3 protein-coding genes are annotated in these 15,830 nt (G+C 67.2%); all 3 read right to left on the bottom strand.

Annotation, left to right across the window (positions count from 1 at the left end; translation table 11 throughout):
- Positions 1–45 precede the first annotated feature (45 nt).
- On the bottom strand, positions 46–1,005 hold the full coding sequence (locus AACG97_RS09320; protein ID WP_125854488.1) for an alpha/beta hydrolase: 960 nt from the start codon (positions 1,003–1,005) through the stop codon (positions 46–48).
- A 140-nt stretch (positions 1,006–1,145) separates the two neighbouring features.
- Positions 1,146–12,962 (bottom strand): non-ribosomal peptide synthetase, encoded by an 11,817-nt coding sequence (locus AACG97_RS09315; RefSeq protein ID WP_232555019.1) that lies wholly within the window; start codon positions 12,960–12,962, stop codon positions 1,146–1,148.
- A gap of 190 nt (positions 12,963–13,152) precedes the next feature.
- Positions 13,153–15,648 (bottom strand): TonB-dependent siderophore receptor, encoded by a 2,496-nt coding sequence (locus AACG97_RS09310; protein ID WP_225785730.1) that lies wholly within the window; start codon positions 15,646–15,648, stop codon positions 13,153–13,155.
- Positions 15,649–15,830: the final 182 nt, after the last annotated feature.

The following is a 15,830-nucleotide window of genomic DNA, read 5'->3' as shown; positions in this document are numbered from 1 at the left end:
GAACCAACGCACCGCCGGCAGCCCTGCGCTGCCGGCGGTCACGCTTCAGGCCTGCTGCCGCAACCAGTCGGCGGCAGCCTGGTACAGCCCCTCCACCCCGCCATTGAGGACCCCGGACATCCGCAGGAAGTCGTGGGTCAACCCTTCCTCCAGCCGCAACGTCACCGGCGTGCCGCCACGCTTTAGAAACTCGGCATAGGCCAGCCCTTCATCGCGCAACGGGTCGTACTGCGCCACGCTGACGTAAGCGGGGGCCAATGGCCGCCCATGGTCGGCCAGCAACGGCGACACCCGCCAGTCGTCACGCCTGCCCGCTTCGCCCAGGTAGTGCTGGTAGAACCAGCCCATCGTCTGGTGCTCCAGCAGGTACCCCTCGGCATAGGCACGGCTTGATTCATAAGTCACCGAGGCATCGCAGACCGGGTAGAACAGCATCTGCGCCGCCAGGGCGAAACCGGCGTCAGGGCCTTGCGTGGCCGCGGTATGTGCCAGCAAGGTAGCCAGGGTGGCGCCGGCGCTGTCCCCCGCCACAACCAGGCGCGCCGCGTCCAGGCCCAGCGACGCTGCATTGGCCGCCAGCCAGCAGGCGCTGTCGAGGGCATCGTCCAGCGCCACCGGAAAGCGATGCTCAGGGGCCAGGCGGTAGGCCGGGGCCAGCACGGCATGCCCCGTAGCTTGCGCCAGGCGACGGCAGACCACGTCGTGGGAGTCGAGGCTGCCGACCACGTAACCGCCACCATGGAAGTACAGCATCACCGGGCCCTGGGCCTTGCAGGCCGGTGCGCGGTAGAGCCGGGCTGACAGCCGCGCGCCGTCGCGCGCGGGAATGTGCAGCGCGGTGACCGCGATATCCTGCGGCGGGGCCGGGTCCAGCAACAGGGCGCTCAGCTCGAATTCCGCGCGCGCCTGTTCGACGCTCTGCTCATGCATGGGCAGGCTTTTACCGGTAGCCCTGCCGAACTCCACCAGTTCCAGAAACGCTTCCAGATCGGGATGCAGCGACATCTTGGTTCTCCTTGAAAAGAACTTCATAGCGGTGAAAAACAAAACCCCCACGCAGCGACGCCGGGTGGGGGCACAGTCGGATCAATGGGCCCGCGCAGCCAGGGCAGCGCCCGGGGGCAGCTGCCCTGTGCGCGCCTCGGTCAGGCGGACACCTTGCGCGCCAGTGCGCCGCCCAGCCCCGCCAGCAAGCTCGGGTGCCTGAGGATGCCGTAATGGTCACTGTCCAGGGCAAACCGGGCCACCTCGACCGCCACGTGCCGTTCGAAGCCGGCCTGCGCCGCGCCAGGCACGGCCTGCGCCCACCAGAAACTCACCGGGCCAGCCAGTTTCGGCAAGGCCAGGGCCTGCAATGACAAGTCGCGCAGGCGCAACCCGACAATGAACCCCTGGGCCAGGTCCTCGGCATCGAAGCCGGTGTCGCTGACAATGCCGCTGGCGAAGTAGGCGGTGAGCTGTGGCAACGAAGGCAAGGCTGTCGCCTCGAAGTTCGAGGGCAGCGAACCCGCTGGCTGGGCGACGTTCATCACCTGGCAGAAGCCGGCCAGTTCCTCGCGCCAGTCGAAGGCCTCGGCTGACGCCTGCTGTGCAGGTTCCAGCGGGATGAAGCTGTCCACCAGCGAGACGTGCTCGACAACCTGCCCTTGCTGGCGCAGCTCGGCCGCCACCAGCACCGCCAGTACCCCACCCAGCGACCAACCGAGCAAACGGTACGGGCCGTCGGGCTGCTTCTGACGAATGTACTGGGCATAGTCGATGGCCATGCTCGCCAAAGATTCGTCCTGCCAGTCCGGGTCCAGCAGCATGCGGCACTGCACGCCGTAGACACTGCACTCGCCCTTCAGGTGGCGGGCCAGGGGTTCGTAGTCGAACACCGTGCCGTAGCCTGCATGCAGGCAGAACAGCGGTGGCACGTCGCTCACCGGGTCGTTGAGCAACAGCAGCGGGTCGAGTTCACCCGCCGCCGGCTCGCTGTAACCGGACAGCTCGGCAATCGTCGGCCGGCTCATCAGGTCGCGCAGCTTGAGCTCGAACCCTTCGCGCTGCAGGCTGCGCACCCGCGAGATCACCTTGAGGCTGCGCAGCGAGTCGCCGCCGCGTTCGAAGAAGTTGTCCGTCACCCCCACCCGTTCGACGCCCAGCACATCGGCCCAGATCTGCGCCAGCTGCTCCTCGAACAGGTTGCGCGGTGCCACATATAGCGCTTCAGGTTCACTGCAGTCCGGATCAGGCAGCGCCTTGCGGTCGACCTTGCCGTTCGGGTTGAGCGGCAGGGCATCCAGCAGCAGGATGCGGGCGGGCACCATGTAGTCGGGCAGTACCGCACGCAGCTGCTCGCGCAGCGCCTCGCCGATGTCCGGGCTGGCGGCGGTGCTGGTCACGTAGCCGACCAGGCGCTTGTCGGAACCCTCCCCTTGCACGCTCACCACCGCATCGCGCACGCTTTCGCAATCGCGCAGGCGCGCCTCGATTTCGCCAAGCTCGATACGGAAACCGCGGATCTTCACCTGTTGGTCCAGGCGGCCCAGGTAATCGTATATCCCATCGGCGCGTCGGCGCACCAAGTCACCACTGCGGTACAGTCGCCCGCCGGCCTGGAACGGGCTGGCCACGAAGCGCTCGGCGGTAAGCCCGGGGCGTTGGTGATAACCGCGGGCCAGGCCCTCGCCACCGATGTACAGCTCACCGGCCACGCCATCTGGCAGCAGGTTCAGCTGATCGTCCAGCACATACAGCTCACGGGCGCCCACGGCTTCGCCGATCGGCGCGATAGGGCCGCCGCAAGGCTGATCGCCAGCGACCTTCCACAGCAGCGGCGTTACCACGGTTTCGGTTGGGCCATAGCCGTTGGTCAGGTAACGCGGCTGCAAGCTGGCCTTGACTTGCTCGAAGGTGGCCTGGGCCACCGCGTCGCCGCCGAAGCAGTAGGTGTGTACCGCAGGTGGCGCCACCGTTTCCAGGGCGGCCTGCTCGGCCAGTTGCTGCAGGTAGGCCGGCGGGAAGCAGGCAATGCTGATCGCCTGCTCGCGCAGGGTGCGCAGGGTCTGCTCGGCGGTCCACAGCTGGTTGTCACGCATCACCAGCCGCCCACCGGCCAGCAGCGTCGACAGCCAACGCTCCTGGGCACCGTCGAAGGCGAACGACATGAACAGCAGCTCGCGGGTGTCGCGGTCCATGCCGTAACGGGCGATGATCGCCTGGCAGTGCATGCTCAACGGGCCATGGCTCACCGCCACGCCCTTGGGCTGGCCGGTGGAGCCCGAGGTGTAGATCATGTAGGCCAGGTTGTGCGCCTGCACCGGTACTTGCAGCGCGCGGGCAGGCTGCGCCGCCAGGTCCAGTTCGTCCAGCGCCAGGCACTCGGAGCCGGGCGTCACCGGCAGGCTTGGCAACAGCGCAGAGTGGCTCAGGAGCAGGGCCATGCCCGAATCCTGAATGATCCATTCCAGGCGCTCGCGGGGGTAGTCGATGTCCAGCGGCACGTAGGCCGCACCGGCCTTGAGCACGGCATAGAACGCCACGATGCTCTGCACCGACCGTTCCAGGGCCACGCCCACCCGGCTCTCAGGCCCGATGCCCCGGGCCACCAGCACCTGCGCCAGCTGGTTGGCACGGCGCTCCAGGGCATCGAAGCTCAGCTGCTGCCCGCCACACACCACAGCGATGGCATCGCCCCGGCGCTGGGCCTGGGCCGCGATCAGCTCGGCGACCGACGTGCGCTGCGGCGTCGCGGGCGCAACGTCTGGCGTTGCCGCGGCGCACATGGGCAGGTTGCCCAGGCAGGCCTCGGGGTTGGCCAGGATGGCGTCAAGCAGGGTTTCGAAGGAGGCGACGATGTTCGCCACCACCGGCTCGCTGAAGCGGCTGCGCAGGTAGAGGAACTCGATGCTCAAAGTGTTGCCCAGGTTCACCGCCAGGTCCATGGCGTAGTTGGTCACATCCCGCGACTGCACCTCGCCGAAGCTCAGGGGGCCACCCACGCCTTGCTGCAGGCGGTCGTCGATCGGGTAGTTCTCGAACACCACGATGCTGTCGAACAGCGGCAGGCCGCTGCGGCCGCTCCAGCGCTGGATATCGGCCAGCGAGGTGTGCTCGAAGTCACGGGCCTCCAGGTTGTAGGTCTGCAGCGCCTGCAACCACTGCGCCACCGGCTGGGTGGCGAGCGGGCGCTGGATGACCGGGATGGTGTTGATGAACAGGCCCAGCAGCTTGTCGGCACCGGCCACGTCGGCGGGCCGGCCTGCAACGGTTGCACCGAAGCACACCCGCGCCTGCCCGGTGTAGCGCTGCAACAGCAAAAGCCACACAGCCTGGATCAGGGTGTTGGGGGTGACCCGCTGGCGTTGGGCGAAGTCTTGCAGGCCCTGGGTGCGTGCCTGGTCCCACTTCAGGTACAGCGCGGCATGCCCGGGCAGCGGCGTTTCTGGCTGTGGCAGAACGCTGGCGAGCAAGGTCGCGGCACCCTCGCCGTCCAGTTTTTCCTCCCAGAAGCGCTGGGCGGCCTGCAAGTCCTGGCGCTGCAACCAGTCGATATAGTCGCGGTAGCGGCAGGCCTGGGGCTCGGGGGCGTGGCCGGCGTAACTGGCCAGCACGTCGGCGATCAGCCGCGAGGCGCTCCAACCGTCCATCAGCAGGTGGTGGCTGGTCCAGATCAGGTGGTGGCGATCCGCCAGGCGGATCAAGGTCAGGCGCATCAGCGGCGCCTGGGCCAGGTCGAAGCCGCGACGCCGATCCTCCAGCACCTGCTGCGCCAGGTCATCCTCGCTCACCGCCCTGGTCGACCAGTCCAGCAGGCGGATGTCCAGCTGCGCCTGGCGCTGCACCAGTTGCACCGGCTCCGCCAGCGACGCGCCTTGGTGGAAGCTGGTGCGCAGTATCGGGTGATGGGCGACCACCTGTTGCCAGGCGGCGACGAAGCGCTCGGCCTCAAGCCCGGTGACAGGCACGCTGGTCTGGTTGATGTACAGGTCCGCCTGGTCGTCTTCGCTGGCGTGGAACAGCATGCCTTGCTGCATGGGCGACAGCGGGTAGATGTCCTCGATGTGCGCGGCCGGGACCGGCAGGTTGTCCAGTTGCGCCTGGTCGAGGCCCGACAGCGGCACGTCCGATGGCGTGATACCCGCCGCCTCGCCGCTGACGCAATGGGCGATCAGGGCCTTGAGCTCGGCGGCGTATTCATCCGCCAGGCGCTGCACCGACGCCGGCTTGAACATCTCGCGGCTGAAGCTCCAGCCCAAGCTCAGCTCGCCACCGTAGACCCGGCCATTGATCGACAGCCAGTTACCCAGCGGGGCTGCTTCGCTCAGGCTGGCACCGCTGCTTTCCACCGCCGGCGTCAGCAGCCCGGCGCCGGAGGCTTCGGCGAAGCTGCCGTCGAACTGCCCCAGGTAGTTGAACGTGATGCGCGGCACCGGCAAGGCGGCCAGCGCCTCACGGGCCGGCTGATCGGCCAGGTAGCGCAACGCACCAAAGCCGACCCCCTTGTCGGGGATTGCCCGCAGCTGTTCCTTGATGCGCTTGAGCGACTGCGCCAGCGACGGCGCCGGGCTGAGCTTGACCGGGAACAGGCTGGTGAACCAACCCACGGTACGGGTCAGGTCGACATTGTCGAACAGGTCTTCGCGGCCATGCCCCTCCAACTGCACCAGCACGTGCTCCTGCTCGGTCCAGCGTGCTATCACCCGGGCCAGGGCGGTCAGCAGCAGGTCGTTGACCTGGGTGCGATAGGCCGCCGGCGCGTGTTGCAACAGGGCACTGGTGTCTTCGGCGCCCAGGCGGGTATGGGCAACTGCCTGGTGTACCCCTTGCAGCGAGCCTGACGGGTTGTCGCACGGCAGGTCGGCCTGCACATCGGTCAACAGGGCCTGCCAGTACGGCAACTGCTCGCGGCCGCTGCCCTGGGCGTAACCGCGCAGGCTTTCGGCCCAGGCACGGGTGGAGCTGGTTTTGGCCGGCAGGCTGACTGGCTGCCCTGCGCGCAATTGGCCATAGGCGTTCTGCAGGTCTTCCAGGAGGATGCGCCAGGACACCCCGTCTACCGCCAAGTGGTGAATCGCCAGCAACAGCCGTTGGTCGCCGTCGGGCAAGGTGGCGAATACTGCGCGCAGCAACGGCCCCTGGGCCAGGTCAAGGCTGCGCTGGGCGCGCTCGCACACGGCCTCCAGGGCCGGAACATCGGCCACGGCCTCGTGCCAGAAGCACGAAGGCTGCTGCGCAACCTCCCGATACCGGCCCGCCCAACGGCCGTCATCGGCCTGGGCGAAGCTCAGGCGCAGGGCATCGTGGTGGGCGATCAGGGCCAGCAGCGCCTGTTCCAGCAATTGCCCGTCCAGCGCCTCGACCGGGCGCAACAGCAACGCCTGGTTCCAGTGATGTCGCGCGGGAATCGGCTCATCGAAGAAGTAGTGGTGAATCGGCAGCAGCACGGCCTGGCCCGTGACCGGGCCCTGGTCGATCTGCACGTCGCCCGCTGCGCCCTGGGTGGCCACGGCGGCCAGCCCCTGCACGGTCTGGTGCTGGAACAACTGCTTGGGGGTGATGCGGATACCGGCCTGACGCGCCCGGCTGACCACCTGGATCGAGATGATCGAGTCGCCGCCCAGTTCGAAGAAGTTGTCTGCCAGGCCGACCTGGTCCAGTTTCAGCACATCGGCCCAGATCGCCGCGATCTGCTGTTGCAGGGGCGTTTCAGGGGCGACGAAGGTTTGCCGCACCTGGTTGGCATCGGGTGCCGGCAGTGCCTTGCGGTCGAGCTTGCCGTTGGCGGTGAGTGGCCAGGCGGCCAGGAACACCTGGTGCGCCGGGACCATGTGGTCCGGCAGGCTCGCCAACAGATAGTCACGCAATTCGCCGCGCAAGGCATGCTGCGCAGCCAGGTCCAGCGCCTGCGCCTGATCGGCGATCAGGTAGGCCACCAGCTGCTTGCCGACAGCGCCGTCGACGTCCAGCACCACCGCCTCCGCGACCCGAGGGTGAGCCTGCAGGCGTGCTTCGATTTCACCCAGCTCGATGCGGAAACCGCGGATCTTCACTTGGTGGTCGATACGGCCCACGTAGTCGATGCTGCCCTCGGCCCGGTAGCGTGCCAGGTCGCCGGTGCGGTACAGCCGGCCACCGCCCTGGGGGCTGGTGTCGAACGGGTCGGGGATGAAGCGTTCGGCCGTCAGCGCCGGGCGCTGGTGGTAGCCACGCGCGAGCCCTGCCTGCCCAATGTGCAGCTCGCCCTGGCTGCCGGCCACAGCCAGCTCCAGGTTGGCGTCCAGCAGGTACCAGGACAGGTCGGGGATGACCTCGCCGATGGGGCTGAGCCCTTCGCGGTGCACATCGGCCAGGCACAGCGGGCGGTAGCTGACGTGCACCGTGGTCTCGGTGATGCCGTACATGTTGACCAACTGCGGGCGCTGGTCGCCAAAACGCTCGAACCAGGGCCTGAGGCTGGCGACGTTCAGCGCCTCGCCGCCGAACACCACATAGCGCAAGGCCAGGGCCGCCGGGTCCTGGTTCGGCTGGCAGGCGATGGACACCAGCTCCTTGAACGCCGAGGGCGTCTGGTTGAGCACGGTGACCTGTTCGCGCACCAGCAGGGCGTGGAAGTCTTCCGGCGAGCGGGCCACGTCGCGCGGGACGATGACCGCCCGGGCGCCATGCAGCAGCGCGCCAAACACTTCCCACACGGAGAAGTCGAAGGCGTAGGAGTGGAAGACGCTCCAGACGTCCTCGGCAGTGAAGCCGAACCAGTCCTGGGTGGCCTGGAACAGGCGCATCACGTTGGCATGCGGCAGTAGCGTACCCTTGGGCCTGCCAGTGGAGCCCGAGGTATAGATCACATACGCCAGGTTCTGCGGCGAGGTCTGGTTGCCAAGGTCAGGCTGGTCATCGCCCGGTGCCGGCTCGTCCTGCTCCAGCACCAGGCTCTGCACACCGGGGGCCAGGGGCAATTGCGCCAGCAATTCGGGCTGGGTCAGCAACAGGGTGATGCCACTGTCCTCGATCATGTAGGCCAGGCGGTCCTGCGGGTATTCCGGGTCCAGCGGCACATAGGCGCCCCCGGCCTTGAGGATCCCCAGTAGCCCGACCACCATGTCCAGGCTGCGGGCCATGGCCAGGCCCACGCGCACGTCGGCGCCAACGCCAAGGTGGCGCAGCCGGCGCGCCAGGCGGTTGGCGCGCTGGTTAAGTTGCCGGTAGGTCAGGTGCCGACCTTCGCAGGTCACGGCCACGGCCTGCGGCGCACGCGCAGCTTGGGCCTCGATGGCCTGGTGCACGCACAGCTCGACCGGGTGCTGAACCGGTGCCGGGTTCCAGGCCTGGATCACCTGCTGGCGGCTGTAGGCATCGAGCAGCGGCAAGTCGGCGATGCGCGCTTCAGGTTGCTCGACGATGCCATGCAGCAGCACCCGCCAGTTGTCGGCCAGGGCCTGCACCGTCTGCCGGTCGAACAGCGCAGTGGCGTAGCTCAGCGAAGCGCCCAGGCCATCGGCGTGCTCTAAGGTGTTCAAGGTCAGGTCGAACTGCGCGCTGTGGCGCTCCCAGGACAGTCGCTGCAAGCTCAGGCCCGGCAGTTCGCGGGTCTCGCCACGCACCTGGGTCTGGTGGTTGAGCATCACCTGGAACAACGGGCTGTGGCTGAGGCTGCGTTCCGGCTGCAGGGCATCCACCAGTTGCTCGAACGGCAGGTCCTGATGGGCCTGCGCCGCCAGGGCGGTATCCCTGACCTGCCCCAGCAGCGCCTTGAACGACAGCTGCGGATCACAATCCGCGCGCAGCACCTGGGTGTTGACGAAGAAGCCGATCAGCCGCTCGATCTGCGCCCGGTTACGGTTGGCGATCGGCACGCCGACGCGAATGTCGCGCTGCCCGGTATAACGGTGCAGCAGCGCCTGGAAGCTGGCCAGCAGGACCATGAACAGGGTTGCATTGTGCTGCTTGGCCAATTGCTTGAGCGCCACGGCCAGCCCGTCGTCGAGGACGATGTCGTGGTTGGCCCCGGCCAGGCTCTGCACCGCCGGGCGCGGGCGGTCGGTGGGCAGTTCCAGCACCGGCTGGTCGCCGCCCAGCTGTTGCTGCCAGTAGGCCAGCTGGCGTTGCTGCTCACCCGCCTGCATCCACTGGCGCTGCCAGGCCGCGTAGTCGGCGTACTGTACCGCCAGCGCCGGCAAGGCCACGGGCTGGCCGCTGCACAGGCCGGCATAGTGCTGTTCGAGCTCTTCCACCAGGATCGGCATCGACCAGCCATCGGTGACGATGTGGTGCAGGGTGAGGACCAGCACGTGGTCGTCATCGGCCAGGCGCAGCAGTTTCACGCGCAGCAGCGGGCCTTGCGCCAGGTCGAAGGGGCGCTGTGTTTCCGCTTCGATCAGGCCCTGGAGCCAGGCTTGCAGCGCATCGCCGGCAGGCGCGGTGACGGGCTCGGCCTGGAGGCAGAACGCCTGGTGCGGATGAATCACCTGCACCGCCTGGCCATCCTCGACCCGGAAGGTGGTGCGCAAGGTTTCGTGACGCAGCGTCAGCGCCTCGAAACTGCGGCCCAGGGCGCTGACGTTCAGTTGCCCGCGCAGGCGCAGCGCCGCGGGGATGTTGTAGGCACTGCTGTCGGGGTCCAGTTGCCACAGGAACCACTGGCGATGCTGGGCGTAGGATAGGCTCAGCGGCTGGCTGCGGTCCACGGCTACGATGGGCGGCGCACCGTCGTCACTGCCCTGCCCGGCCAGCGCCGCGAAATCGGCCAGCACCGGCGTCTCGAACAAGGCGCGCAACGGCAGGTCGAGGCCCAGGGCCTGGCGCAGGCGCGAGATCACCTGGGTCGCCAGCAGCGAATGCCCACCCAGCTCGAAGAAATTGTCGTGTCGCCCCACACGCTCGAGCTTCAGCACCTGAGCCCAGAGCCTGGCGATCTGTTGCTCATGGTCACCCTCGGGCGCCACGTAGCCGGCCCCGAAGCTGGCCTCTGGTTGGGGCAGTGCCTTGCGGTCCAGCTTGCCATTGACGGTCAGGGGCAGCGCCTGCAGGAACATCAGGTGCGCAGGCACCATGTGCTCCGGCAGCAGCCCGCGCAGGTAGTCGCGCAGCTGGTTGCGCAGGGTGTCCTGTTGCGCAGCGCTGACCGCGTGCTGGTCGCCGATCAGCAGGTAGGCGACCAGTTGCTTGCCACCCGGCCCGTCCCGGTCGAGCACCACCGCCTTGGCGATGGCGTGATGATCTTGCAGCCGGGCTTCGATCTCGCCCAGCTCGATGCGAAAACCGCGAATCTTCACCTGGTGATCGATGCGGCCCCGGTAGTCGATAATGCCATCGGTGCGATAACCGGCAAGATCGCCCGTACGGTACAGGCGCCCACCACCCGCGGGGCTGTCATCGAAGGGGTCGGGCACGAAGCGCTCGGCCGTCAGCCCCGGGCGCCCATGGTAACCACGGGCCAAGCCGGCACGGCCGACATGCAGTTCCCCCTGGCCCCCCGGTGCGACCAGGTTGAAGTCGCGGTCCAGCAAGTACCAGGAGAGGTCCTCGATGACCGTGCCGATCGGGCTTGCGCCTTGCAACGCCAGGTCGGCGCGGCTCAGCGGGCGATAGGTGACATGCACCGTGGTCTCGGTGATGCCGTACATGTTGATCAGTTGTGGCTGGCGGTCGCCAAAACGCTCGAACCAGGGCTTGAGGCTGGCGACGTCCAGGGCCTCGCCGCCGAACACCACGTAGCGCAGCGCCAGGGCCTGGTTGGCATTGGCCGCCGCGCAGGCGACCGGGATCAGCTGGCCGAACGCCGACGGTGTCTGGTTGAGCACGGTCACCCGTTCGCGCACCAGCAAGGCATGGAAGTCCGCGGCCGAGCGCGCCACCTCCCGCGCCACGATCACCGCGGTGGCGCCATGCAGCAAGGCACCGAACAGCTCCCACACGGAGAAGTCGAAGGCGTAGGAGTGGAACACGCTCCACACATCGTGCTCGTCAAACCGGAAATCCGCCTGGGTCGCCTGGAACAGCCGGGCCACGTTGCGGTGCGCCAGCAAGGTGCCCTTGGGCTTGCCGGTGGAGCCCGAGGTGTAGATGACGTACGCCAGATTGTCGGGGTCGGTGGTATTGGCAGGGTTGCTGTCAGGGTAATCGTTCAGCAGCGCCGGCTGGTCGAGCTCGATGCAGCTCACGCCTTCGACCTCGGGCAACTGGCCACGCGACTGGCTGTGGGTCACCAGCAAAGCGATGGCACTGTCGGCCAGCATGTAGGCCAGCCGCTCGGCCGGGTACTCGGGGTCCATTGGCACGTAGGCGCCACCTGCCTTCAGGATCGCCAGCAGGCCGACCACCATGTCCACGCCCCGCTCCAACGCGACCCCCACCCGCACGTCAGGCCCTACACCCGCTGCCCGCAGCAGGTGCGCCAGGCGGTTGGCCCGTCGGTTGAGCTCGTCATAGGTCACCCGCTGCTCGCCCGCCACCACGGCGATAGCCTGCGGCACCCTGGCCGCTTGCGCCTCGATGGCCACATGCAGGCATGGCGCGGCCGGGTACTCGGTGAGCGCCGGATTCCACTGGGCGATGACCCGACGCTGCTCGTCGGCCGCCAGCAGCGCGAGCTCCGCGAGGGGCCGCTGGGGTGCCTCGGCCAGCCCTGCCAGCAGGTGCAGCCAATGCCGCCCAAGGCGCTCGATGGTTGCGCCGGTGAACTGACCTGCGTCGTACTCCACCACCGCGCTCATGGCCTCGGGGGCGTAGTCGACATCCAGCGACAGGGCGAACTTGGCCTGCTGCGGGCCGGTCGCGAGGAAATCGACGGCCACCTCCCCCAGGCGCAGCGCTGCCGGCCGGTCGCCATCCACCCGCCAGTTGAACAAGGTCTCGAACGTGGCGCCAGCCTGCCCCTGCTGCTCAAGCAGCTCGATCGGCCAGTCGGCGTGCTCCAGCAACGCCAGGGAATGACGCCGGATACCCTGCAGGAACGCCTGCCCCGTGGTCGCGCCGTCAACCTGCACGCGATACAGCTGGGCGTTGACGAAGTAACCGACCAGGTCCTGGATCTGTGCGCGGTTGCGCGCAGCATTGGGCACGCCGACGCAGAAATCGGCCTGGCCACTGTAGCGCGCCAGCAGCAGCTGCCAGGCGCCCAGCACGAAGGCGAACGGCGTCAGCCCCATGCGCTCGCACTGGGCGTGCAGGCGGGCCATCAGCGCCGGGGGCACGCTGACCCTGTGCAGCGCCGCAATGCCAGACTGCGCGGCATGGGGCGCGTGATCGACCGGCAAGCTCAGTGGGGCGATGTCCCCTGCCAGGTAGTCTTTCCAGTAGGCCTGGGCCCGCTCGTATTCCACTGTGCCGGGGTATACGTGGCGTTGCCAGTGGGCGTAGTCCGCATATTGCACCGGCAAGGCCGGCAAGGGCGTGGTGTCGCCTTGCAGGGCCTGGGTGTAGGCCAGGGTCAGGTCACGCAGCAGGATCGGGTTGGACCAGGCGTCGGAGACGATGTGGTGCATGTTCAGGAACAGCACATGCTCCTGCGGGCCAAGCTCGAACAGCACGCAACGCAGCAGCGGCGCCTGCCCCAGGTCGAACGGTTGCAGGGTCAGCGCTTGCAGGCGCGCGGCCAGCAGCTGCCGGCGCTCGGCACCGTCCGCCGCGGCCAGGCGTTCGACCTGCAGCAACGGGCGCGTCGCGTTGTCCACCACTTGCATGGGCTGGCCATCGACCGCTTCGAAGCCGGTGCGCAGGATCTCGTGGCGTGCCACCACCTGCTGAAGCGCCGCCTCCAGCACCGCCACTTGCAAGGGGCCGACAAGGTGCAGCGCGCGCGCCAGGTGGTAGGCAGAACTGCTCGGGTCCAGTTGCTGCAGCACCCACAGACGCTGCTGGGCGAACGAAGCCTGACACGTGAATGGCCGCCCCATGGGGCAAATGACGCCGGGATCGTCGCTGTCGTCAGCCATCAACAGCGCCAGCAGGTCATCGTCGGTCAAGGGGGTGGAAGACATCAGTGTCGGCCTCGTGTCGAAGGGTGCGGGAAGTGCGTCGTCCTCAGTTGACGAAAGGCTTGCGGCGAAATTTACACGGCTGGGCGGCCCGCAGCGGGCGCCCTGGCGGCCTGCCCGGCGAAACGAAACCGGCCGGTCCCTGGGCAGGGATCGGCCGGTTTCAGGTGCCTGTCGGCAGGTGCTGGCGGGCTTAGAACTCGCCGCGCAGGGTCAGCATGTAGTTGCGAGGGTCGCCGTAGAAGTTGCCGTTCGCCGCACTGGAGACCGTCTGATAGTAGGTCTTGTCGAACAGGTTGTTGGCGTTGAGCGACACCGTCCAGTGGTCATCCACGCGGTAGCGCACCAGGGCATTCCAGACGGCGTAGCCGCTTTGCTTGTAATCGAACGGAATGTTCGACTCGACCACATTGCCATTGCCGTCCACGCGTACGGTGGTACCGCTGACGTAAGTGGCGCTCTGGACATCGACGCCACCGCCGACGGTCCAGTCCTTGAACGCGTCAGGTAGCTGGTAGGTGGTCCACACCTTGAACTGATGCTTGGGCGTGATGGTGCTCAAGGCCGTGCTGTCGGTTTCGTTCTTGTTGTAGTTGTACACGTAGCTGGCCATCAGGTTCCAATCCGGGAGGATCTCGCCCGTCGCTTCCAGCTCGATGCCCTTGCTGACGACCTCGCCCTGGTTCACGTAGCAGCAGCTGCCGCCATACAGCACCGACGCCTGCGGGTAGTTGGTGTCTTGCACCGCGCCGTTCTTGCGCTTGGTGTAGAACACCGCCAGGCTGGTATTCAGGCGGCCGTCGAACAGCTCGCCCTTGATGCCCAGCTCGGTGGTCTTGCCCTCGAGCGGCTCGAGCACATCGTTGCTGCCCAACGGCCCGCGCAGGTAGCTCTGCTGCGGCTTGTAGATCTTCGAGTAGCTGCCGTACAGCGACCATTGATCGTCGAGGTCATAGATGGCGCCGAAGTACGGCACGAAGCGCGTCGGTTCGCGCATGTCGATGTCGCTCTGCACCACGCCTGCGTTGGTGTAGACCTGCTGGAAGTGGTAACGGGCCGCGCGCCCACCGAGGATGACCTTGAGCGGGTCGCTCACCTGCAGGGTCAGGCGCCCGTACAGGCCGTACTGCTCCTGGGTGTTGGGGCTGTAGTCGCGCGGGGTCACCAGCGAGGTGGTGGTCGGCTTCCAGTAGCCTGGGTCGAACACGTCGATCGGCACGCCGGTGCCGGTAAACACCCCCGAGCCCTGCCAGCGGCTGGTGACGCGCTGGTAGTCGGCGCCCAGCACGAACTGGTGCTCACGGCCAAAGGCGTCGAAGCTGCCGGACAGGTTGGTGTCGACCAGGTCCTGGCTGGTGGAATAAACGTTGTAGCTGGCCCGCCAGACTGGCCCCGCCAGGGTCACCGGGTTGACCGCGTTGCCCGACACCGCCGCCAGCGCCTTGCCGGCGTCACGGGTATTGGTGTACGAGACGTTCAGCTTCCAGTCGTTGTCGAAGTAGTGGTCGATCTTGGTGAAAATTTCCTGGGAGATATTGTCCATGTAGGACCAGTTCTGCCCCAGGTTGGTGTGCCGCGCCAGGCCGATGTCGGCACCGGTGGTGTAGCGCGGCAAGCCCAGCGACGAGTTGGAGTGGGTGCTTTCGTACATGCCGCCCAGGGTGAAGATGGTCTGCGGGCCGAGGTCGACCTCGAACACCCCGTAGACCGTGGGCTTCTGCGTGGCCAGTTTGTCGGTGAAGTACTGGCGGTCGTTGTAGGCCGTGACCAGCCGGCCACGCACGTTGCCGCTGTCGGTCAGCGGGCCGGTCAGGTCGACCTGGGTGCGGTAGTTGTCCCACGAACCGGCGGCGGCCTCGAGCTTGAGCTGGAAGTCCGACAGCGGGCGCTTGCGCACCAGGTTGATGACGCCACCCGGGTCGCCGACGCCGCCGAACAGTGCGCCCGAACCGCGCAGCACCTCGACATGGTCGAATTCAGCCAGGTTGTACAGGCGGCGCGAATAGAAGCTGGTGGCCACCGACGACAACGCCATGGGCGCGGCACCGTCGATCTGGATGCTGTCGATGTTAAAGCCGCGCGAGTAGAACTCGTAGGTGTCGCTGGTGGTTTTCTGCACCGTGACGCCCGGGGCCATTTTCAGCGCGTCCTGCAGGCTGGTGATACTGCGGTCTTCGATCAGCTGGCTGGACAGCACCGACACCGACTGTGGCGTGTCGCGCAGGCTGGTCGGCGTCTTGGAACCGACGCTTACCGCACCGGTGGTGTACGAGCCACTGTTCTCGGTCATTTCGCCCATGCCCTGGCTGGTGATGGCCGTGGACTGCAGGGTGATGCCGTTGGTGCTGCTGGTGGCCGGCAGCAGGATCACCGCGCCGTTCTCGATCTGGAAGTTGTAGCCGGTGCCGTCGAGCAGCATGTGCAGGGCGGTTTCCGATTCCATGTTGCCAGACACGCGCGACGATTGCGCATCGCCGATCATCTCGGGCGAGAACAGGATCTGCAGGCCGGTCTGCTCGCCGAACGCGCGCAGGGCGCTGCCCAGTGGCTGTTTCGGAATATCGACCTTCACCTCTTTGGCGTAGGCCGCGTTCCCCAAGGCCAGCAGCACCGCCGATACCGACAGGCAAAGCATGCTCTTTTGCAGTGCAGACGCCTTGCGTCGCCCTTGCCGTACTACGGAACCCATTGTAATCCCCTTGCTGTGATGATTTTTTCTAATGGTTGGCGTAAAAATGACGCCCCGCAGCCCCCTTCCCGAGCTGCGCCGGCACCTACGCCTTGGATGAAGGCGTAGATGAGACGAGCGACGCTCAGGAGAAATTAGAGTTTTTTGCAATTTTGTGAACAGGCCCGGGCGCGGACGCACCC

Origin of the sequence: Pseudomonas sp. Nvir, from assembly GCF_963778085.1 — a bacterium.
Classification (GTDB): domain Bacteria; phylum Pseudomonadota; class Gammaproteobacteria; order Pseudomonadales; family Pseudomonadaceae; genus Aquipseudomonas; species Aquipseudomonas juntendi.
This window is presented reverse-complemented; position numbering and strand designations above follow the sequence as displayed.

What these genes read in the sequence shown, in the direction of transcription:
- AACG97_RS09320 (WP_125854488.1), bottom strand. Translation starts at nt 1,005, where the DNA reads ATGTCGCTGCATCCCGATCTGGAAGCGTTTCTGGAACTGGTGGAGTTC.
- AACG97_RS09315 (WP_232555019.1), bottom strand. Translation starts at nt 12,962, where the DNA reads ATGTCTTCCACCCCCTTGACCGACGATGACCTGCTGGCGCTGTTGATG.
- AACG97_RS09310 (WP_225785730.1), bottom strand. Translation starts at nt 15,648, where the DNA reads ATGGGTTCCGTAGTACGGCAAGGGCGACGCAAGGCGTCTGCACTGCAA.